This is a genomic window from Nitrospirillum iridis, assembly GCF_014205765.1.
Lineage (GTDB): Bacteria > Pseudomonadota > Alphaproteobacteria > Azospirillales > Azospirillaceae > Nitrospirillum > Nitrospirillum iridis.
Map to the genome: position 1 here is coordinate 1 of NZ_JACIIZ010000022.1, position 18,527 is coordinate 18,527.

Sequence of the window (18,527 nt, forward strand, 5' to 3'; positions counted from 1 at the left end):
GGCGGCAATCGAGGCCCGGGTGCAGGCGAGCTTTGATGCCCTGGCGGACCGGATCCTTCCTGTCGACCGCGAGATCGCGGCCCTATGGGGCAGGTCGTTGGGCGCCAGCGATAAACATACCGACGACACCGGATTGGCAGCCACCGCCCGCATCCATCGGCTGATTCTTGTTACCCGAAATACCACCGACGTGGCCGGGCGGGGCGTTACCACCCTCGACCCCTACTCTGCGTCTCCCCGGATACGGCCCGCCTGACGCGCCCCCTTTGGCCTATCCGACTATCCGGGCGTAGGGCCACGGCCCACGGGGAATCCCCAATCGGCGGTCCAATCCTGCTCCGGGGGTGAAACCACCAGACCTGTCCGCTGACGGGTAACCCGGACTGTGCCACCGACGGGCAAGCTCGAACCATTGAGGTCGACGCCCAAGCGCAGGTAGTGGGACCGCCCCTCCTGGTCTTGGACAACGATGAACGGCCGGTCCGTCAACTCGTCGTCCAAGCCCTTGGCGGTGATTTGACCGACGATGGGGTGGGCCGGCCCCTCTTGCCCATGGACTACCACGTCACCGACCGCACGGCCCAGCGTCTGGTTCATGGTCCGAATAATGTCGCTGCGGCGGCCCATCGCCTTCAGCGTGGGCTCCGCATCCTCGACCAGGCACCAACGCCCTTCCCCGTCAGTCGAGGCCAACCCGAGGGTCTGCAATCGCCGCAGCCGGCCGATGAGCAGGCCCTGAACCCCGGCCCCATCGCCCCAGCCCGACGCGGACCGCATGCCGATGACAGCGGTGGGATCGGTGGTGGCCACCCGAGCCAGGGTGCGGTCCAGCTGCGTCCAGCGCTCGGCCTCCACCTCCCGCGCCAGCTTGGTCTGGATCTCCCACTCCGAGCGCGGCCCCAGTTCCAGGGTGGCCAGCTCCTGGGCCCGCGCCCGCAGGCCTTGGGTGATGTAGGTGCGGTGGATGACAAGGTCGCGGCAGGCCTCGTCCTTGCCACGCACGATCAGGTGGACGTGGGGGTTGTCGGTGTTCCAGTGGTCGACGGCCACCCAGTCCAGCCGGGTGCCCAGGTCACGCTCCATGGTCCGCGCCAGGTCGCGGGTGTAGGCCCGCAGGTCGGTGAGGTCGGCCGCATCCTCCGGGCTGACGATGAAGCGGAAGTGGTGGCGATCATCGGCGGTCCGGTTGACGAACGCCCGCACGTCGGCATCGTCGGTGTCCGCGCTGAACATCCGCGCCGGCTGGCCATCCCTCGTGACGCCCTCCCGGCGCAGATAGGCCAGGTGGGTTCCCAGCGGCGCCCCCCGCCGGCCGTGGCGGACGATGCGCGCCTTGACCACCACACGGCGCCCGCGCCGAGCCAGCAGGCCCCGGCTGAGCTTCCAGGCCATGCCGGCGCCCCGGCCGGCCATCGAGCGCTTGGAGCAGGTGGAGACGACGCCGACCTGGTCGCGCGCCACCAGCACCTTGGCCTTGAACAGGCGCGGCTGTCGCTCTGCCCGGAAGCGGCCCAGGCGGGGGTGCAGGAATGCGTCGGCATCCCGGTCACCTCGGCGCGGCATGATGCCCCCGTGCCAACGGACTCCAGGAAAACAGCACCTCTGCGCGGACGGGCGGCACGGCACCCAAAAGCTGGCACTGCGCGCGCGCCAGGCAATCCGACCCCGACAGCCCTATAAACCCACCCCACGGCACCGCCTTTAATCTTGCCGTCCGTCGTCCATCGGGATGTCCGGCGTCAATCCCTCGCCCCTTTCCGCCGATCATCGCCCGGCCCACGCCGGCTCGCTGGCCTCTCACAGCGCCCTCCCGGCGTGGCTCAGAGCGACAAACAGCCCCTGGTCCGGCGCCAAAGGGTCCCTTGGGGCTTGGGTCCATCGCCGCAGCACCTGGGCGACATAGTGCTGGGTTGCTGTCGGGAGCGGCTGGCCGGTGCGGGAATGGACCAACACACGGCCGAGCCCAGCGTGGTAGGCGGCCAGGGCGTCCACAGGCCCGAAGCGCTCCCGCAACTCGGCCAGAAGGGCGGCACCGGCCAGCAGGTTGTCACGCACCTGGTAAGCACTGGCGCCCAAGTGCAGGCGGGCCCGCAAGGCGGCCCAGGTTCCGGGCATCAGCTGGGTCAGCCCCATGGCCCCGGCTGGTGAGGTCGCGGCCGGGTCGCCGGCGCTTTCCACCGCCACCACAGCCGTCAGCAAGGACGGCGGCAGGTGGAAGCGTGCAGCGGCCTCGGCGATCTCGGTGGCTACCTCAGGGGCGATCCCGGCCTGCCTATGCACAGTCGCCCTCACACACGGCTGCGAAGGCTGCAACGGCGCGAACAGCGGGCTGGCGGTGGCGAGGCCGCAGGCGGCGGCCAGGGTCAGGACGGGCATGGCGGTCTCCGGTGCGACAGCGACGACGGAACGAGCGGAGCGCGGCCCTCAGCCACCGGGCTCGCCCGCGTCAAGGCCAAGCGCCGCTTGACCTTGACCCCGGCTGCGCGCGGCGGCGGACTGGAGGGCGGTCGGGACGACAGGATGTCGCCCCGGGGTCGAACAACAGGATGGCAAAGGATGGGCGGCGTCATGGGTCCCGCCTCACCCAGAACGGAATCGCCTGGCCCAGGACGGCGGTGAGCGGCGTCGGTCCAAAATACCTTCCGTCCAGCGCGTCGGTACGGTCGGGGTTCAGCAGCAACACCTCGCCGGGGAACAGCCGCCGGCAGCCGCGCCAGGCGGTGAGGGGCCGGCCCCGGCCATCGGCCTCCAGCGCCCGCGCCAGAGGGCGTCGGTCCACCAGCATCCAGCCGGCGCGGCCACAGACCTGCTGCCCCGCCACCGCCGCCACCGGCTTCAGCAAGGGCATGCCCAGGGGCAGGTAGCCGCGATCCGCATAGAGGCGGGCCTGGGCGGCATCGGGCCGCACCAGCAGATAGGCGCCAGGGGCGGGACCGCCGTCAGCCAGGGGGCGGAGGCGATAGAGGCCGATGGGCGCGCTAGCGGTGGCGTTCCACACCAGCACAGGCCGGCGGCCTGGCGTGGCGAGGACCAGCAGCAGCACGGCGGCCAGGCCCGCCAGCAGGGGAGAGGTCTGGCGCGTCATGACCCCACCCTCCGGCGCCGACACCACGCGGCATGCTGATCCCGGCCATAGCGCCGGGGGGCTTGGCCACAAGCAAGGCGGTTGTGGGCATGGCGCCAGTAGTCCGGCGCCACCGCCGCCGGGTCGAAGCCGTCCGCCTCCAGCATGTCGACCAGCTCCAGCGTGCGCTTCACCCGGGGCCAGCCCGACAGGCTCAGCAGGCTGTCACCCCCAGGATCGACGCCGGGAACGGTGACCCGCCCCTCCCCGGCGGCGCAGGCCCGCAGGATGTCGATGCGGGAGAGGACGGTACCGTGGGCGTTACCCTCCCACCGCACGTAGCCGAACACGGCGCCGGGGGCGAAGAACAGCAGGCGCCGCCGCCGGTCCAACACCTGGTCCGCCACCGGATGGCCGAAACGCAGCCAGCGCTCGATCCAGTCGCGGTGGAACACCAGTTCGACACTGGTCAGGGGGCTGGCCAAAGGGCTGGTCGGGGAGCCACCCAGGGAAGCCGGCGCGGTCATGACGCCCCCGCCCCGAAGCGCTCCTCCAGCATCGCCCGCAGCAGATCGGCCACGGTGACGCCCTGACGGAAGGCCGCCACCTTGATGCGGCCGCGCAAGGCCGGTGTCACGTCGATGGTCAGGCGGGCGCTGTAGGCCTGGGCCTTGGGGGCGGTGCGGCCCTTGCCGTCGCCATCGACCCAGCGTTGGGCATCGTCGCGTGGACGGGCACCGAGCATGGGGGCGGGCCGGCGGGTCATGGCCGCCCCCGCAGCACCTCGGCGGCGAGCGCCGCCACCTCGCGCACCGCCGGCGAGGCCCGGTCGATCTCCCGCGCCAGCAGGCCGGAGCCCGCCGCCTCGGCGTAGATCACCCGCTGGGCCAGGCTGGCCTCCAGCGCCGGCACGCCCAGGCTGGCGATGGCGCGCTGGACCTCCCGGGCGATGCGGGTGCGCACCACCCGGCGGTTGACGACGAAGTGGGCCTTCAGCTCCGGCCGGTAGACGCGGGCCTCGGCCACCAGGTCCAGCATGGCCTGGCTGGCCCAGACGTCGAAGCCGGACGGCTGCACCGGCACCAGCACCCGCTCCGCCGCCAGCAGGGCGGAGCGCACCAGGGCGGTGGTGCGCGGCGGCCCGTCGATGACAACGTGGGTGACGCCCCGCGCCAGGTCCGGCACCTCGCGGTGCAGGGTCTCCCGCGCCAGGCCCACCATGCCGAACAGTCGGCGGCGCCCCGCCCGTGCCCGCTGTTCCGCCCAGTCCTGGGCGGAGGCCTGGGGATCGGCGTCAACCAGCAGCACGGACGCCCCAGCCCGCCCCCACTCCCCGGCCAGGTGCAAGGCCAAGGTGGTCTTGCCCGCCCCGCCCTTCTGCGTCAGCACGGCGACGATCATGGCCGCCTCGCGCGCGGGCGCGGCCGTAGGGCACTACCCTCAACAACTACCAAGAGTCTATTAAGAGTCAAAGAGTCAGGGATTTGGACAGCGCGAATTCGTGAATAGTGCCAATGGCTTGCCGACCACCCCCACGCCTGATCCACCGTCGATTCACGCCTGTTCCACCGTGGCGGCACGCCTGATCCACCGAGAGGATTCACAGCTGAGCCTCCCCGTCTGTGGATGAAACCCCCGGCTTATCCCCAGGCACCACGGCGGCACTGTGGACGGACTCGGTGGATCGGGCGGCGTGCAGGGCCTCCCGCCCGTGGTGTCGCACCAGGGTCAGGGCATAGCCCGCCAATACGCCCCCGCGCGCGATGCCACGCAGGTCCGCGATGAAATCGACCGGCCGGGCCAAGCTGCCGGACCGGGCCTGGAGGTCGGCCAGGGCGATGGTCCAGCCGGTGGATAACCCGGCGTGCCGGCGCAGCAGGCGCCACAGCCAACGCTCCACCCCGCCGGTCAGCCGCAGATAGGCACGGTCAATCCGCAGCACCCGGCGGCGGATGACGACCGCTGTCCACAGCCATTCCGGCAGCAGAATGATCAAGCCGTCGCCATCAGCGGTCCACTTCTCGATCCAATGGAAGCGGTGCCCCTCGGCAACGGTGGCGCCCAGGGTGGTCTCCACCTCGCTGGCCGCCAGCCGATCCAGCGCCTGGGCCAGCGCAACGTATTGCGCCCGGCCGGTGCCGCGCCCGAGAAAGCGTAGAACCTGAAAAGCGGGAGCACGTAAAAGCGGCACCGGCTGCAGCCCCCGGTCGCGCCCCTCGGCCAGTTGCGAGACCGCCCAGATCAACAGGTCGGCGTCCCAGAGGGTGGCGAGGCCCGGCCCTGCGGCCGGGGTCGACACCCGTAGATGGTCGCCGGCGCGGTGGTGATACAGCGGCCGATGGCGAGGACGCTTCGCCAGGGAAAAGCACGGCCAGACCATCAGGTCGATGGCATCGCGCACCGGGGCCCCGGCATGGATGGCGGGAAAGTCGCGCATGGGTCATCGCCTTCCCAACGACGAGGCCCGACGCGGCGGCCGAACGAGGGTGGGTGTGACATCGGTGGTGGAGGTCCGCCGGCCCTGGTCGGCCCAGCGCTGCAGGTCGTCGACGGCGTAGACCACGCGACCACCGATCTTGCGATAGACGGGCCCGGTGCCAAAGGTGCGGTGCTTCTCCAGCGTGCGGCCGGACAGGCCCAGAAGCCGGGCGGCCTCCGGTGTGCGCAGATAGCGCGGCGGCAGGGGGGAATGAGGATCGGGCATGGGCGCACCCTGGCGTGTCGGGGCGGCCCACCGGAAACGGGGCCGCATCGCCGGCAACCATCAGCGCGTCGCCCCCGCTTGGGGATGGACGAAGATTGGGGGGTGCGGAAAACGTCCTCCCCCCCGGCATCGGCACACGACGACCTGCCCGTAAGGGGGAGACGCGCCGCCCAGGCATCATGCCTTCGGCAGAGGCCCGCATGTCCAGCTTGCCGATACACGGGGTGCGCGTATTTGATTACGCGGGACACCCGTCCCGCCCATCGGTTCAGTCGAGGAGCGCGAAGATGGCGGAAACCCTGACCGTGAGCCACCGCTGGCTCCGGGACGATGCCATGGCCTTGCTCTTGAGCGAGGCGTCCTGTGACTTTGGCATGCTTAACCAGACGCCCGATCCCCAGAAGGCCCGCGCCCTGGTGGCCGGCCTCTGCCTCATCCGCATGAGCGACAATTTCCGCTTCGCGTTCGAGAAGGAATTGGACACCTTGCGGCACACGCCCGGCTGGGGACCGTTCTATTCCTGGATGATCATGACCAAGTTCCAGGTAACGGAGAATCCGGACGAATACCCGTTCTCCCTCACCGATCGGGAATTCGATTACTACGCCACCAAGGAGTTCAGTGGCAAAATCGTTGACGTCCAGGGCATTTACAAGCCGCCGAACTTCTATACCGCCTTGGGCCAGGACATAGGCGCTTTCTTCCTCGGCGTCAGCGCGGGGATGATAGCCACCGCTTTCATTCCAGAGGCTGCCGGCGCTGCGGCCCTGAGCGGAGCCGCCTTTGGAACAACGGCGGCGCGAGCGGCGGTCAGCAGTCTAGCGGGCGCCGTCACCAGCCGTTTGATGCCCGGCAACTCCTGGGCGGCCGCGCGGGCGGGACGGCTGTGGCCTCGTTACCTTGCGGAATACAATCGACGGATGCTGCGATGAGCGTCGTGGCTGTCCGCAGTTGGATCGCCCGCTATGGCCGCTGGTTGATAGTAGTCGGCTGGTTTTTGGCATTCTTCAGCCAAGGCGATAAACGCTACGAGTACACCATTCTTGGGCTGGTTATTGCCTCGATAGGCGCCTGGGGCCTTTTACTCCACGCCGACATGCCGGGTAAGTCCTTTGGCTACCGCCGTCCTTTTTTGACTACTCTGCTATGGATGGCCCTCGGGTTAACCATACTGTACGTCTGGCTGTTCTTCGCGGTGCAAACACCGTAAAGGGATTCCGCCGTTCGCTGTTGGTCCAGTCAGCGCTTCAAGAGGGCGCGATAGCCGCCATTGGCCAAGCGGCCTCCCGTCGCCAGCACCCGCCGCACCTGGGCCCGCATCGGGCTGTCGGACCAATCCACCGGCGCCGATCCCCAGAGCGCCGCCGCCACCTCGCGGCCGGACGCGCCGGCTGTCGCCAAGTCCAGCGCCCAAAGCATGAAGGCGGATTCCAGGGTGCGACCGGTCGGCCTGGGAGCTGGCACGGGCGGCGCCCGGGTGATGCGAGGATTCTGGGCATAGCGCCAGAACGACAGGGTGGACGCCAGCCGCTGGGGGTGCCAGGCATCGAAAAGGGGCACGGGGGCCATGGGCGCATGGGCGGCGGGCGGTTCCGGCCCCGGCAGCAACAGGTGATGCGCCAGCCCAGGTCGGGGAGCGATGATCAGGTGGTAACCGTCCGCCGTCAGCAAGGCCGCCTGCCGCCCGCCCCAGCCGTCGGGGTCAAAATGGATCAAGCACCCGGCGGCCAGCGGGGCCGGGGTCAGCCGTACCAGGCGGGCCAGCACGTCGGCGCGCCAGAACACGAACGCTTCCCGGGCCGTCAGGGCGGGGTCGGCCAGGACATCGCAGCCCCCAACGGGCCGCCCGATCAAACGGGATCACGGTCGCGGGTTCCGCCTTTTCAGCCTTGTGGTCCGCCTGGTAGGCGGCCGAACGGCGCAGGAATTCCCAGGCGAGCCCGTCGTCGTCCAGGCTCTCGATATAGCGGTAGTCGGCGTCGAGGCGTTCTCGCTTAAACGGGCGCATCGCCCTCTCCGTGCATCGTTAGCGCGGATCAGTGAAGGCACCTTCACCAACAAACAATGCCCAGCGCGAAGCGTCGTGTCTAGGTCGACGGATGTAGGTCGCACGGGCCGACTTGGGACGCCTTTGACCTGAAGGGGCTCCCCTGCCCCCAAAGGCGTAGAGCCGTAGACCCGTAAAGGCGGCTCCACGGAACTACTCCACCCGGCGGTCCCGCGTACCTTTGAGCAGTTGCTCGTGCCCATGCTCCGTCATCCAGCGGGCCCGGGCCAGATGGCTGTCGTAGGTGCGCAATGCCTTGGCCCGATCCGCTTGCGGATTGATCTGCAAGACTTCCCGGATGATGTCGTCGATGGCCACCCCATCCCGTGCCGCGTCCAGCAGCATCAGGTAGGTCGCAAAGTGCCTACGGTCGTAGTCGGTGATGGTGGTGTCGCTCGGCGCCAGGTCGGCCACCGGCCCTGGGTTCACGGGGGTTCGGGTCACGGGATTGGGGGCCCTTTGCTGATGGGACAGGTGGTCCTGCTTCTCCGCTGGGAGTATGCCATGGGTGCCCCCGGCCGGCGAAGGCGCGTTCGGGGGACGAGCGGGCCAAGGCAGCGCCTCCGCGTATTATAGTACGTCGCACTAAAATACGCGATCCGGCTCCATCCTGGGGATGGACATCCGACGGCTCTTTGGGGCGAACCTGCGCCGCCTGCGAGATCGCGCCGGCCTCAGCCAGGAGGCCGTGGCGGCGCGCATGGGCGTGGACCGGGCCCATGTCAGCCTGATGGAGCGCGGTCAGCAGAACGTGACCCTGACGACCCTCTGGACGGTTTGTGAGGCTTTGGGCGTTCACCCGGTCGAATTGTTCGATGAGACCGTGGGTGTCGACGGGCCCTGATGCCGCGCCGGCCCCGCCGGCGCGCAAAATTTGCGCCGGCTCCACGGGGATCCAAGCCTGTGAAGGGTTGGGGCCGGCACGACACCGGCCCCGGTTTTCCCCTACGCGGCCACCTTGTCCATCAATCGCTTGGCCTTCTGCTCCAGGTCCAGGCGGGCGTCCTGGTGGCCTTTGGCGCGGGCCACGGCGGTAATGCCTTGGATGAAGTCGAACACGCTTTCCGGGGGCTTGCCCTCCTCCCGTAAGACGGTTTCGATGACGCGGGCGGCATCCTGGCGGCCCAGGCCGGCACGGCGGCTGAGGAAGTCCGTGCGCTCCTCGTCCTGGGTGGCGACGACGGTGTCGCGGGCGGCCTTGATGCCGGCGATGAAGCCGGCGGGGCTGCTGGCGGCGAAGCGTTCCAGCGCCGGGGCCGCCTGGTGGGCGAAGCGGCCGGCGGCGTATTTGCTGTGGCGGATGGTGATTTCCTCCAAGCCCTCCACACCCCAAAGATTGCGGTTCTGACAGACGCCCCGCAGGAAGAAGGAGGCGATGCCCAGCGTCTTGCTGCCCACCTCAGAATTCCAGCAATAGAAGCCCCGGAAATACAGGTCCGGCGATCCATCGGTCAGGCGCCCAGCCTCGATGGGATGGGTATCGTCCACCAGGAACAGGAAAACATCCCGGTCGCTGGCGTACAGCGTGGTGGTCTCGGCGTTGATGTCGACGTGGGGGTTGTGGCTCATGGTGGACCAGTCCAGCGTCCCCGGCACCTTCCAGCGGGTGTCACCCGTGCCGTTGCCGGCGATGGCGCGCACGGCGGCCACCAGTTCATGGTCGTGGATGCGGCCATAATCCGGCCCCGTCACCGCCCGCAGTTCCAGGCGGCCGTCGTCCGTCTCCAGGGTCTTGACCTGTTCGGCCCGATGATGGGTCAGGCCATATTGCAGGTTGATGCCGGCCAGGGGTGCGGGAAGCTGCCGCAAATAGCCGGCGGGGGCGCCCATCAGGCCCGCCAGTTGTCCGAAACTCCAGTGCGTCGGCGCCAGGGCGGCCCCGTACCCCGGCAGGCGGAGTGCCAGGATGTCGGGGTCGTCGCGGTGGGCCTCCACCAGGATATGGCGGCTCTCCACCGTGCGGGTGCGGGAACGGTCGGCCCGGTCGCGCACCGCGTCATAGAGGTCGGCCAGGCTGAGATAGCGCTCGTCCGCCGGGCGCGAGAACCATTCCGAAGAAACGCGGCCAACCCGCCGGCCGCGCGTCACATCCACCTTGAACGGGGCGGCCACGGGGGCGACCACGGGGGCGGCGTCAAGGGTTTGGGTCACCAGGCTCATGATCTGTCTCCTTGCAGGTAAGATGACGAGGGGAAGCAGCGGCTGCTGCTTCCCGGAGGCGGGTGACCGCGCGGGGTGGGTGGGGGCGAATGCGGCATGGCCCGGCCGGGCTGGCGGGAACGGGTGGGCAGCAGCCCACCCAGGGAACGCGGCCCTGCCGGGCGCCAGGCGGCATTCGCGGGGAGGGAGGGCCCAGGGCCCGCCCTCCCAACAGCGGCCCCGTGACCGCCCCTGGCGGCGCGGGGCTGACAAGGCTGGAGCCGGGATTCCGGCTCTCCGCAAACCCTGCCCCCCCGGATTTGCTGAAACCTGGATTTGCGCCGAGGCGGCTTTGCGGGAAAGAAAAGGCGCCCCGCCGGGGTGGACGGGGCGCCGCTGGTGGGGTCAGGCGGGGTGGTCAGTTGCCGTTGCGGCGTGACCAGATGAGGCTGTAGCCCTTGCTGTCGTCCATCTCCACCAGGCTGGCGTAGATGGGCTGGGCGAAGCTGGGATCGTCCAGCTTGAGGGAGAGGTAGGGGCGGCCCGTGTCCTGGGCGGTCTTCTTCCAGGCGGCGCCGATCTCGGCGGAGCCGGCGTAGACACGAAAGTCGGGGGCGTTGTCCTTGGCCTTGTCGGCCTCGGCGGTGATGCGGGCCTTGGCGTTGACGGAGAGGGTGCGGACGGAGCCCGTGTAGTTGCCGTTCTCGTCCTTGGTGAAGGTGCCGATGGTCGCCATGATGTCGTCTCCTGGGATGGTCCGGGGCCGCCCGTCGCGGCCTCGATGGTGATCCGACCGGCCGAAGGGGAAGCGCCCGCACCGCCCTGGCGGCCGCAGCGACAGCGAAGGACGGCAGGTGCCGCGTTTTATTGCTGCGCGAGGAGGCGCCGCCCGGCGGCGCCGGGGAATAAAACGCGGCACCCGCCGTTGCGGGACGGAGCTTCCCTTTCGGCCAGGGTCACCCGACGAGAGGCCGTGACGGGCGCCCCTGGCACCGGTGTTCTCGGGAGACGCTGGCGATGACCGCCGCCTTTGCCAAGGTGCCACAATGGCACTGCGGCCCCTCGCCTCCCTACCCTGCCATTGCCTCTGCGGCCAAGTCCCTTGCCGCTGGCAGGCGCAAGGCCTAAATTGATGTCCACGAGGACACGAATTATGCCGCTGCCCAGCTACAGCCCCCAAGAAACCGCCGCCATCACCGGCGCGCCGCTGGCCGCCATCCAGCGGGCCATCACCCGCCAGGCCATCCCCGCCCGCGCCTTGGGCAAGACCGGCCGGCGGCAGCTCACTGAAACGGCGCTGCTGGCCTTCGCCCTGCTGGAGGCCCTGCCGGCGGAGGTCCGCCTCTCGCCGACGACGGTCTACAACCTGCTGCGGGAAGACCCGCAGCGGCGCGACGTGGTGCTGGGCGAGGTCGTCCGCATCGATACCGCCAAGGCCTTGGAAGGAACGCGCCGACGCCTGGCGCTGTATGACCGCGCGGCGGATGTCATCGTCAAGGACCCGGCCATCCTGGGCGGCGCCCCGGTGATCAAAGGGACTCGCATCACCGCCCAATCCGTCCTGGGTCGGCTGGAGGCCGGGGACGATGTCGACAGCATCCTGGAAGACTATCCGGCCCTGGACCGCGACACCCTGGAGGTGGCGGCCCTGTACGCCAAGGCCAACCCCCTGCGGGGCCGACCGAGCGGCAAGCTGTGGCCCCGCGCTTCCTGATCGATGAGAACCTGTCGCCCCAGGTCGCCCGCCATCTGCGGGATACCCTGGGATATGACGCCGCGCATGTGAACGAGGTGGGCTTGGCGGGCCAGCCGGACGACGCGGTGCTGGCCTGGGCCCTGGCGCGCCAGCACATCGTGGTCACCAGCAACGCCGACGACTTCCGCCGCCTGGGCCGGGCCAGCCCTGGCCATCCGGGACTGGCCATTCTGCTGGACGCCGTGGGGCGCCAACAACAGGTGGCGCTGACCAGGGCCCTCGCGGACGCGGTCGAAGCCCGCTTGCAGGCGGGTGAGCCCGCCGCCGGTCACCTGTTCGAGGTGGACCGGGCCGGAACCGTCAGGGTGTTCCCTCTGCCTTGACCGGCAAAAGATCGGACGCCAGTTGCACGCCCTCGCCCAAGCCATGGCCGGCGGGAATGAAGACGACGCCAGCCTGGGTCAATGTACGCTCCAGGGCCTCCACCGTGGTGGCATGACTGGTCACCTCGTTGCGTTCCAGCCGGGCCACGGCTTTGACGGACAGCAGCGCCTTGTCGGCCAACATCTGTTGCGACCAACCGAGGAGCGCACGGGCGGCCCGGATTTGACGGAGCGAGATCATGGCTCCGATCAAAGCAAAGCCAGTGACGGCCCGGGCAATAAGGGCTATTTTAGCCCTTATTGCTGAGCAAAGGGGCGCGGACCATGCCACTATCCACCTATTCCGATCCAATGGTTTTCGCCCTGGCGACGGCTCAGGCTCCCCAGGTGCGGGGAATCCGCCATGCGGGGCATTTCAACCTGCTGGTCTCCTGGATGCGGGCACGGGTGGACGACGGCTATCCCGCCTGGCCGGCGGTGCGCGAACGGGTTCAGTCCTCCTATCGGGATTTCCTGGTGGTCGCGGACCTGCGTGTGACGCCACCCCGCTGGCATGACGTCGGCTGGAGCGCCGGCAACCTGCTGGCCAGCCGATTCGACATCAGCGCCGGCCTGCCCGGTGCTCCCGCCTATCAAGCAGGCAAAACGGGAGTCGCCACTTATGATGAAATTCCCAGCCGGCAGGATGTACTCGGCCTTCTGGCTCTCCCGGTTCTTCATCTCCCGCAGGAAAATCCGGTTTCCGTGATGGGTGTTTTCGTCTTGGCGCCGAGAGCGGAGCCATCGAATTCCCTCCCTTGGGCTGGATTGGAGAATGCGCCATATCGTAGGCTCAACTGACAAAATTCATTTTTCTTCCAGTGGCGGATTCGGTCAGCCCCGGCGTCTCCCCGTTTTCGGAACAACAAATAACGATCATGGAGTGAATTTAATAATCTGCCATCTATTCATGTACCTTGATTTGCACCATCATCACCTTATTTCAGCATGGCCTCTCTACCCATGCCGGCCCCAATGATGATGGAATGCAAATGTCCGACTCGACTCTGAACCTGGCCACCACCATCGTGGCCGCCTATGTCTCCCACAACCGCGTGGACGTGGCGGACCTGCCGTCCCTGCTGAAGGCCACCTACGACAAGCTGGTGGCCCTGGAAAACCCGCCGGCGGTGGTGACCACACCAGAGCCACTGACGCCCGCCGTTCCGGTGCGCCGCTCGGTGACGCCGGACTACATCGTCTGCCTGGAGGACGGCAAGAAGCTGAAAATGCTGAAGCGCCACCTGCGCACGTCCTATAACCTTACACCGGATGAGTATCGCGCCAAGTGGGGCCTGCCCTCGGATTATCCCATGGTGGCGCCCAACTACGCCGAACAACGTTCCGGCCTGGCCAAGGCCATCGGCCTCGGGACTCGCGCCCAGCGCGACGCGGAGCCCGCCGCCGAACCGGTCAAAAGGAAACGCGCCCCCAGGAAGGCGGCGTAAGGCCGACGGGGCCGGTCATCCCGGCCCCGCCGTCCCGATACCTCGTTACTCCGCCGCCTGATCCAACGCCGGCTCGCGCCGCACCGTGCGCAACAGGGCGGGCAGCCAGGATCTGCCGGCCAGCAGGCGTTCCGCTTGCTCCGCCATCTCCCCCTTCTTCAAGCCGCTGATGGCCTCGGCGTCGCGCGCCGACACGCCCTCGCCCACCGCCTCAACAATACGGGCCTTGGTGACCCGCCCCAGATAGCTGTCGACGGTGGCGGACCAATGCCGGCTCATGTCCAGATCCAGAACGGTGGCCAGGGCGTCGGCATGGGCCAGACGGCGCGGATCATGGCTCCAGGGCGCCTGCACGCCGTGGACCAGGGTGGCCACGCAAAACGCCAGCAGGCGGGCCAGAACGGCGGTTTCCTGCGCCGACACCCAAGCCCAAAGGTCGTCCGGCGAAGGCGGCAATTGTCGGGCCCAGTCGTCATAGCGGCTGGCGACGGCACGGGCAGCCGAACCATCCGCCACCGGATTGATGAAGACCACAGGCGCCGCTTCCAGACGCAGGCAGCTTTGCGGCAGATAACCACCACCATGGAACAGGGGCAGTGCCAAAGCATGCACCACGGCGGCCAGAGCGACATCGGGCCGGTCCATCAATGCCGCCTGGAGTCCGGCGGTGCGATGGGTGGTCAATTCCTCCACCAGGCGCTCGGACAACGGCGTCAGGCCGTCCGCTTCCTCCTCCACGACCGCGCATATCGCCTCGGGTTCGTCTCGCGCCACCGGAAGCGGGGCCGGCTCCGGTATGGGCTCAGGCGGCGCCTCATCCTCCGGCCGGATAAAGCCGCGCTCCACCCGAAGGGCGCCATCGGCCCCCAGGCAGACGAAGGCGCCGCCCCGCGCGATGTCATCGGGATCATAGGCCTCGCGGTCGCGCAAGGCGGCGACCCGGGCCTCCAGGTCCTGAAAGGCGGTGTCCGCCTCGGTGGACACGTCGCCCTCCAACCGGGTGGACAGGGCCTCATAGTCCCGCTCCAGCGCGTCCAGGGCCGCCTGTTCGTCCGCGTCGAGGGGGGCTGGCGCGGGATAGACACGGCGCAGGCCGGCGGCCAGGCCGTAGGCGAATTCTGGATGGACGGCCACCCACCGCCACCCTTCGGCGCGCACGGCCACCGCCTCGGCCTCCAGCTTCTCGGCCACCAGCCGGTCCAGCAGCGGCACATCCTCCAGGTAGACGCCCTGGTCATCGGCGCTGAACAGATCGCGCAACACCGGGCCGCCCGCCGCCTCATAGGCGGCGATACCGACGAAACGGGTGCGCCGGTCGGTAGCGGGGACATGGGCCTGGGTCAGCAGCCGGCGGATGGTGTCCGCGGATTTGTTCCAGGTGAGGTCGCCCCAAACCTGTTCCTGGCGGGCGTGATCATCGGTCAGGGCGAAGGCCGTCAACTGCTCCAGGGTCATCAGCCCCTCGCGGTACTGCGTCATCAACCGGGGGGACACCGCGCCCAGCTTGAGGCGCTGCTTCACCGTCCGCTCAGCCACGCCGAAGCGGGCCGCGATCTCCAAGGCCGGCAAGCCCTCGGCGGCATGCAAACGGTGGAAGGCCTCGAACTGGTCAGCCGGATGGGGCGGAACGTAGCTGTTCTCGGCCAGGCTGACCTCCAGGGCGTTGGCCGTCCCCAGCAAGGCGCAGGGGATGGGGGCCGCCTTGGGCAGGCGCTTGCGCTGGGCCAGGAGCTTGAGCGCCGCCAGCCGGCGTCCGCCGGCCACCACCTCATAACGGCCCGTCTCCTGCCCCTGGCCGTCAAGGACAGGCCGGACGGTGAGGTTTTGAAGCAGGCCGTGGGCGGCGATGCTGGCCGCCAGTTCCTCCAGCCCGCTGTCGCGGGCGGTCTTGCGCATGTTGGCGTCCGACGCGCTGAGCTTGGACAGGGGCAGGGTCAAGAGCTCTCCCATGATCGTCTCCATCGGTAGAATCCCGCCGGGAAGCACCCGTGCGTGCTTCCCGGAGGCGGGCGACCGCGCGGGGGGAGAGGGGGGCGAGCGCCGACGCGTCCGGCCGGGTTGCCAGGACGGGCGGGACCGTCGCCGCCCCCGTTGATCATGACCATGTCGCCGGGCCTGCGCGGCCGCGGCCCTGCCGGGCGGCGGCCGGCACTCGCGGGGGAGAGGGGGCGAAGGGCCCCCTCTCCCCAGTGCGGAAGCGGGAACTACATTGAAACGTCGTTCCGAAAATTCCCGTCAAGCACAAGTAAATCCCCTACACCCTCGGCACTTGCTTGACGATAGGTCGAAATTTTCTGATCATCCGCGCTATTATTCTCTTGCTCTACTGTTGCTTTTTTGGTGGTGCATCGGCATGCCAGACACAGCCATTAGATCAGAGGTGCCATCCACACTGTTACCCCTGAGCCCGCGCGGCCTTTCCCGCGTGCTGGCCGCTGCCTATGTTGGCGTCGGGGTGACCAAGTTCGATCAGATGGTGGCAACGGGGCGCATGCCGCGACCAAAAAGAATCGATGGTCGCAAGGTTTGGGATAAACTCGCCCTTGACGCCGCCTTTTCCGCGCTTCCGGAAGATGATGGCGCTGACGACGCCCAGCTTGGCGGCTGTAAGCAATCGAACCCTTGGGACGGGGTGTTCAAAGTCCGGTGATTGGCTGGAGGCCGGTAATGGCCCAATTCAGGCTACGGGACGGAACAGGCACGATCAAACTGCGCTACCTGGTCGAAGACATGGACCGGCACGGCAACGTACGCCTTTATGTCAGGCGGAAAGGGCATCCCAAGGTGCGCCTCGCGGAAACTCCCGGCACACCGGCATTCCTCGAGGAATACCGGGCAGCCCTGGCAGCAGGAACAGTCGGCGATCGCAGCGCACAGGCCACGCGCCAGCCGCGCGGTAAGAAGGGCGGCCCACCCCAAGGCACGCTTGGCTGGCTGTGCCAGCAATATTTTGCGTGTGACGAATTCCAGAGCCTGCATCCGAGTACGCGGGGCGTGCGCCGAAACATCCTGAACGCTCTTTGCAAACGGGCCGGCGACTTACCCGTTGCTTCGATGCAGGCTGAGCATATCCGTCAGGCCCGGAATGAAAAGGCCACAACGCCCCACGCAGCCAACAACCTCGTCAAGACGTTGCGCCAGATGTTCGCCGTGGCTGTCGACAAGGGCTGGGTGGTGCACAATCCGGCTAAGGACATTGCCAAGCTCAAGACAACCGGCGACGGACACCACAGTTGGGCACCGGAAGAGATCCAGCGATTCGAAGCACACCACCCGGTGGGCACACGCGCTCGCCTGGCCATGGCCCTGCTGCTTTATACCGGCCAACGCCGCTCGGACGTCGTGCGCATGGGCCCCCAGCACGTTCGCGATGGCTGGCTGACGATCACCCAGGCCAAGAATGCCACCCGTCATCCGGTAACAGTCTCGATCCCCATCCTGCCCGCTCTGCAGCAGGTGCTGGACGCCAGCGAAACCGGGCATCTGGCGTACCTGATCACCAAGGATGGGAAGCCCTACTCCGTCGCCGGCTTCGGCAATACGTTCCGGGATTGGTGCAACGAAGCGGGCCTGAGCCACTGCAGCGCCCATGGGCTGCGCAAGGCCACCGCCGCGCGGCTGGCCGAACTGGGCGCCAGTGAACACGAGATCATGTCCATCACCGGCCATAAGACCCTGCAAGAGGTCGCGCGCTACACCCGCGCCGCCCGCCAGAAAGTGCTGGCCAAGCGCGCCATGGACCGACTGTCGGAAGAACATGAATCGAACAAAAGTGTCCCACCTTCTGGCCGCATTACCAGGAGTGGGACAAAACCGCGTTCCAAGTGATTGAAATCTTTAGAGCCACCGGGTGGGTGGCGTCCCCTACGGGATTCGAACCCGTGTCGCCGCCGTGAAAGGGCGGTGTCCTAGGCCTCTAGACGAAGGGGACAGCTAGGTGGGCGGAGATCATCCAACCCTATATGATGCGCCCGCCTTTAGGACGGCGTCTCCCATGACGGGCTCCACCACCCCAGACACAAGATGTTGATTTAATTGCCCCAGAGGACACAAAATCTTGTGCGGCCGCGTTTGTCACAGACGTATGACACGTTCGATCGATTTGCGCAAGATTTCAGATGACGTTTTTGGGCTGCCGTGGATGCAGGAAGGCCATGCGCGATCCCGCTACGGAGATGCATGCGGTGGACCGGTGATGCTGAAGGGTCATTGGCCCACCAATAGCCCGGCCAGCCAACGCAGATAATCCCACGCCTGTGATAGTCCGCCTTATCGGCAGGGAAGCGAATGATGAATGGCCCGCTTAGCGCCGGGTCGCGAACTCACGCTCAAGTTCCCGGCGTATGGCCCGGGCGCTAATGCCGTGCAGGCGCCCGCCGCCCTCGAAATAGCGGATGAAGACGCGGCCCATGGCATAGGTGCCAACCCCGGAGAAAGCGGCCATGGACGTCAGGCCGACCAGGCCCGCCACACCCGGCAGCACATTGACCAGTAACTGGGTGAGCAAGGAGGAAGCGCTTTTCGGCACCAACACGCCGATCAGGACGCCAACCAGGGCCTGGACGGATTCCAGCGACACCGTTTCGCCGTATAGTTCCGCGAGTTCCATCACCATCTTGGTCTGGACCACGGCCAGGGCGGCGAGGTCCACCACCGGAACCGGCACGGCCCCGGCGGCGATGCCCCAGCCCGAATAGCGCGCCAGGATGCGGGAAGCCTTGTCCAAGCGCAGGGCCAGCACGTCCGGCGGCACCGCCACCGGCGCGTCCGCGGACGCCCCCTCGGGCGGAAGCTGTTCTTTCTCTTGCTGGGACATGGGTGGCGATCCCTTCTCTGGTCGGCCCTGCCGGGTGACGGGTTCCAGATATCATGCCCGCAGGGGAACCCACAATCTCCGGTTCGCCGAAGCCCCGGCAGGGCGCCATCGCCACGGGCCCGATAGGCGGCTTCCCCGCCCCCGCTTTTTCAGATACGTTCCGGCTCGTCATGGGGGCTGCTGCGCCAGCG

Annotated in this window: 25 protein-coding genes, 1 tRNA gene and 1 pseudogene; 10 read left to right on the top strand and 17 right to left on the bottom strand. The window is 68.0% G+C overall.

Annotation, left to right across the window (positions count from 1 at the left end):
- On the top strand, positions 1-256 hold a 256-nt coding region (locus tag FHS74_RS30175; protein WP_484549473.1), incomplete at its 5' end, for a PIN domain-containing protein.
- Between the two features lie 23 nt (positions 257-279).
- Here the strand turns inward: FHS74_RS30175 and FHS74_RS31055 are convergent.
- From FHS74_RS31055 to FHS74_RS27500, 8 genes are all read right to left on the bottom strand, one after another.
- Complete coding sequence (locus FHS74_RS31055) at positions 280-1,563, bottom strand: DUF3363 domain-containing protein (RefSeq protein ID WP_184807463.1); 1,284 nt, start codon at positions 1,561-1,563, stop codon at positions 280-282.
- A 234-nt stretch (positions 1,564-1,797) separates the two neighbouring features.
- On the bottom strand, positions 1,798-2,376 hold the full coding sequence (locus FHS74_RS27470) for a lytic transglycosylase domain-containing protein (RefSeq protein WP_184807464.1): 579 nt from the start codon (positions 2,374-2,376) through the stop codon (positions 1,798-1,800).
- A 190-nt stretch (positions 2,377-2,566) separates the two neighbouring features.
- Entirely contained in the window at positions 2,567-3,085 is a 519-nt protein-coding gene (locus tag FHS74_RS27475) for a S26 family signal peptidase (protein WP_184807465.1), read from the bottom strand.
- On the bottom strand, positions 3,082-3,591 hold the full coding sequence (locus FHS74_RS27480) for a DUF2840 domain-containing protein (RefSeq protein WP_184807466.1): 510 nt from the start codon (positions 3,589-3,591) through the stop codon (positions 3,082-3,084). The genes FHS74_RS27475 and FHS74_RS27480 overlap by 4 nt, the downstream gene beginning before the upstream one ends.
- Entirely contained in the window at positions 3,588-3,830 is a 243-nt protein-coding gene (locus tag FHS74_RS27485) for a hypothetical protein (protein ID WP_184807467.1), read from the bottom strand. Before FHS74_RS27485 ends, FHS74_RS27480 begins: the two co-directional genes overlap by 4 nt.
- Positions 3,827-4,465, bottom strand: coding sequence for a ParA family partition ATPase (gene parA, locus FHS74_RS27490; protein ID WP_184807468.1), 639 nt, complete (start codon positions 4,463-4,465; stop codon positions 3,827-3,829). The genes FHS74_RS27485 and parA overlap by 4 nt, the downstream gene beginning before the upstream one ends.
- A gap of 199 nt (positions 4,466-4,664) precedes the next feature.
- The gene (locus FHS74_RS27495; RefSeq protein WP_184807469.1) at positions 4,665-5,501 is read right to left on the bottom strand and encodes a replication initiator protein A; all 837 of its coding nucleotides are present in this window, start codon (positions 5,499-5,501) and stop codon (positions 4,665-4,667) included.
- A 3-nt stretch (positions 5,502-5,504) separates the two neighbouring features.
- A complete protein-coding gene (locus FHS74_RS27500; RefSeq protein WP_184807470.1) occupies positions 5,505-5,768 on the bottom strand; it encodes a helix-turn-helix transcriptional regulator in 264 nt (87 codons plus the stop codon).
- A gap of 287 nt (positions 5,769-6,055) precedes the next feature.
- On the opposite strand from FHS74_RS27500, the gene FHS74_RS27505 reads away from it, so the two are divergent.
- Both FHS74_RS27505 and FHS74_RS27510 read left to right on the top strand, forming a co-directional pair.
- Positions 6,056-6,700 carry a hypothetical protein gene (locus tag FHS74_RS27505; RefSeq protein WP_184807471.1) on the top strand — a complete coding sequence of 215 codons (645 nt, stop codon included), beginning with the start codon at positions 6,056-6,058 and terminating at the stop codon, positions 6,698-6,700.
- Positions 6,697-6,978, top strand: a complete 282-nt coding sequence (locus tag FHS74_RS27510) for a hypothetical protein (protein WP_184807472.1) — start codon at positions 6,697-6,699, stop codon at positions 6,976-6,978. Before FHS74_RS27505 ends, FHS74_RS27510 begins: the two co-directional genes overlap by 4 nt.
- Before the next feature lie 29 nt (positions 6,979-7,007).
- On the opposite strand, the gene FHS74_RS27515 is transcribed toward FHS74_RS27510, so the two are convergent.
- The 3 genes and pseudogenes from FHS74_RS27515 to FHS74_RS27520 form a co-directional block, all read right to left on the bottom strand.
- A complete protein-coding gene (locus FHS74_RS27515) occupies positions 7,008-7,622 on the bottom strand; it encodes a DUF2285 domain-containing protein (protein ID WP_184807473.1) in 615 nt (204 codons plus the stop codon).
- Positions 7,623-7,647: 25 nt separating this feature from the next.
- Positions 7,648-7,776 (bottom strand): annotated as a pseudogene (locus FHS74_RS31370) (transcriptional regulator domain-containing protein); the annotation flags it as partial.
- Between the two features lie 192 nt (positions 7,777-7,968).
- Entirely contained in the window at positions 7,969-8,259 is a 291-nt protein-coding gene (locus FHS74_RS27520; protein WP_184807474.1) for a DUF2285 domain-containing protein, read from the bottom strand.
- 172 nt (positions 8,260-8,431) lie between these two features.
- On the opposite strand from FHS74_RS27520, the gene FHS74_RS27525 reads away from it, so the two are divergent.
- Positions 8,432-8,659, top strand: a complete 228-nt coding sequence (locus FHS74_RS27525) for a helix-turn-helix domain-containing protein (RefSeq protein WP_184807475.1) — start codon at positions 8,432-8,434, stop codon at positions 8,657-8,659.
- Between the two features lie 101 nt (positions 8,660-8,760).
- Here FHS74_RS27525 and FHS74_RS27530 read toward each other — a convergent pair whose 3' ends face one another.
- The gene (locus FHS74_RS27530; RefSeq protein ID WP_184807476.1) at positions 8,761-9,975 is read right to left on the bottom strand and encodes a DUF932 domain-containing protein; all 1,215 of its coding nucleotides are present in this window, start codon (positions 9,973-9,975) and stop codon (positions 8,761-8,763) included.
- Positions 9,976-10,372: 397 nt separating this feature from the next.
- Positions 10,373-10,690, bottom strand: coding sequence for a DUF736 domain-containing protein (locus tag FHS74_RS27535; protein WP_184807477.1), 318 nt, complete (start codon positions 10,688-10,690; stop codon positions 10,373-10,375).
- Between the two features lie 417 nt (positions 10,691-11,107).
- Between FHS74_RS27535 and FHS74_RS27540 the strand changes: the two genes are divergently transcribed.
- Both FHS74_RS27540 and FHS74_RS27545 read left to right on the top strand, forming a co-directional pair.
- Positions 11,108-11,668 (top strand): DUF433 domain-containing protein, encoded by a 561-nt coding sequence (locus FHS74_RS27540; protein ID WP_184807478.1) that lies wholly within the window; start codon positions 11,108-11,110, stop codon positions 11,666-11,668.
- On the top strand, positions 11,650-12,033 hold the full coding sequence (locus FHS74_RS27545; RefSeq protein WP_184807479.1) for a DUF5615 family PIN-like protein: 384 nt from the start codon (positions 11,650-11,652) through the stop codon (positions 12,031-12,033). The genes FHS74_RS27540 and FHS74_RS27545 overlap by 19 nt, the downstream gene beginning before the upstream one ends.
- Here FHS74_RS27545 and FHS74_RS27550 read toward each other — a convergent pair.
- Positions 12,011-12,274 carry a helix-turn-helix domain-containing protein gene (locus tag FHS74_RS27550; RefSeq protein ID WP_184807480.1) on the bottom strand — a complete coding sequence of 88 codons (264 nt, stop codon included), beginning with the start codon at positions 12,272-12,274 and terminating at the stop codon, positions 12,011-12,013. The two genes, FHS74_RS27545 and FHS74_RS27550, sit on opposite strands and share 23 nt — an antisense overlap.
- A gap of 83 nt (positions 12,275-12,357) precedes the next feature.
- Here FHS74_RS27550 and FHS74_RS27555 point away from each other — a divergent pair, with 83 nt between their 5' ends.
- Together FHS74_RS27555 and FHS74_RS27560 are read left to right on the top strand one after the other, a co-directional pair.
- Complete coding sequence (locus FHS74_RS27555) at positions 12,358-12,873, top strand: hypothetical protein (RefSeq protein ID WP_184807481.1); 516 nt, start codon at positions 12,358-12,360, stop codon at positions 12,871-12,873.
- Between the two features lie 191 nt (positions 12,874-13,064).
- A complete protein-coding gene (locus FHS74_RS27560; RefSeq protein ID WP_211106591.1) occupies positions 13,065-13,520 on the top strand; it encodes a Ros/MucR family transcriptional regulator in 456 nt (151 codons plus the stop codon).
- A 45-nt stretch (positions 13,521-13,565) separates the two neighbouring features.
- Here FHS74_RS27560 and FHS74_RS27565 read toward each other — a convergent pair whose 3' ends face one another.
- Positions 13,566-15,470 (bottom strand): ParB/RepB/Spo0J family partition protein, encoded by a 1,905-nt coding sequence (locus FHS74_RS27565; protein WP_184807483.1) that lies wholly within the window; start codon positions 15,468-15,470, stop codon positions 13,566-13,568.
- A gap of 403 nt (positions 15,471-15,873) precedes the next feature.
- Here FHS74_RS27565 and FHS74_RS27570 point away from each other — a divergent pair, with 403 nt between their 5' ends.
- A complete protein-coding gene (locus FHS74_RS27570; RefSeq protein WP_211106592.1) occupies positions 15,874-16,170 on the top strand; it encodes a hypothetical protein in 297 nt (98 codons plus the stop codon).
- A gap of 17 nt (positions 16,171-16,187) precedes the next feature.
- Positions 16,188-17,348 (top strand): tyrosine-type recombinase/integrase, encoded by a 1,161-nt coding sequence (locus tag FHS74_RS27575; RefSeq protein WP_184807484.1) that lies wholly within the window; start codon positions 16,188-16,190, stop codon positions 17,346-17,348.
- A 27-nt stretch (positions 17,349-17,375) separates the two neighbouring features.
- Here the strand turns inward: FHS74_RS27575 and FHS74_RS27580 are convergent.
- Together FHS74_RS27580 and FHS74_RS27585 are read right to left on the bottom strand one after the other, a co-directional pair.
- Positions 17,376-17,451 (bottom strand) — tRNA-Glu (locus FHS74_RS27580).
- Positions 17,452-17,823: 372 nt separating this feature from the next.
- A complete protein-coding gene (locus FHS74_RS27585) occupies positions 17,824-18,336 on the bottom strand; it encodes a YcjF family protein (protein ID WP_184807485.1) in 513 nt (170 codons plus the stop codon).
- Positions 18,337-18,527 lie beyond the last annotated feature (191 nt).